Source organism: Treponema sp. R6D11 (assembly GCF_054786075.1).
In genome coordinates this window covers 1-1,200 of sequence record NZ_BDHD01000386.1, presented here as the reverse complement: position 1 = coordinate 1,200, position 1,200 = coordinate 1, and the positions used below count along the sequence as shown (strand labels likewise).

Annotated in this window: 1 protein-coding gene; it reads left to right on the top strand. The window is 40.8% G+C overall.

Features of this window, described 5'->3' with window-relative positions; translation table 11 throughout:
- Nucleotides 1-127: 127 nt before the first annotated feature.
- Nucleotides 128-1,200: ankyrin repeat domain-containing protein (locus ACYVTD_RS13345; RefSeq protein ID WP_461248228.1), on the top strand; the 1,073-nt coding region annotated here is incomplete at its 3' end.

Sequence of the window (1,200 nt, the reverse complement as noted above, 5' to 3'; positions counted from 1 at the left end):
AGCTTGAGGTGCTAGTGGCGAGAGCCATGGAAGTTCAAGTCTTCTAGGCCGCAGAAGCATTTATTTTCTATAATTTTCCCCTATTTCTTCGCTAAATTGATGAATTTTTTATGCCGATTATATAAGTATGAAAAAGGTATCATTTTTTCGTTCGTTTTTTATTGTTTTAACGGTTATTTTACTGCTTATTAGCGGTTGTAAAAGCACTTCAAAAAAGCCCCCTGATGTTTGGGCTTTATTGCAAAGCGGGGACGAAAACGCGCGTAATCACTTCCTTAGCGAAGTCGATGTAAATGCGGTTGATCCGGACGGGAAATCACCGCTTCATTACGCGGCGGAAAAAAATGACGCCCAACTTGCGGCTTTCTTTATATCGCTGGGGGCTAACCCCAATGTTACCGATAATTCAGGACAAACTCCGCTTGGAATCTGTATCAAAAATAATGACGCTAAAGTTGCCGAAGTTTTAGCGACAGGCGGTCTAGATATTCATCAGACTATTCCTATCGAAGATAACGCGATAGCGTCGATTCTAGCTATGGAAAAAGCTCCGTCGGTTTTTAATGCTATTTTAACCCCAATTACAGTAAATTCCATAGACAGATCAGGAAGAACTATTCTTCATATAGCGGTAATTGCGGGTAATGAAACTGCCGTAACGGATATACTTAAAATTTCTTCTACGTCTATCGCTCTTATAAATAAAAAAGATAACGATGATAAAAATGCTGTTGATTATGCGCTTGAAAGACCTGATTCCAGAACTCATATGTCTATAGCCGAGCAGTTAATTTTAGCAGGCGGTTACTGCGATAATCAGATTTTCACTTATTTTGGACCGGCGGTTCGCAGCGGAAACTACAATATACGCCGTAACGAAGGGCTTGCTCCTATTCATTTTGCCGTAATAGAAAACCATACTGGGCTTATTTATTTCCTTTTAGACAAAAAAGTAGATTTAAACATAAAAACTACGTCTGGAGCCACGGCTTTACATGAGGCGTCAAGGGTTGGGAATAAAGACGTTATAGCGTTGCTCATTAAAAACGGAGCCGATGTAAACGCCAGAGACGGAAAAGGAAATACTCCTCTCCATGTGGGAATTCCGGTTAACGTTTATTTAGACGTATTGGGAATGTTAGTCGCAAATGGAGCCGACGTTAATCTTCGCGATGAACACGGCGACACTCCCCTTCATAT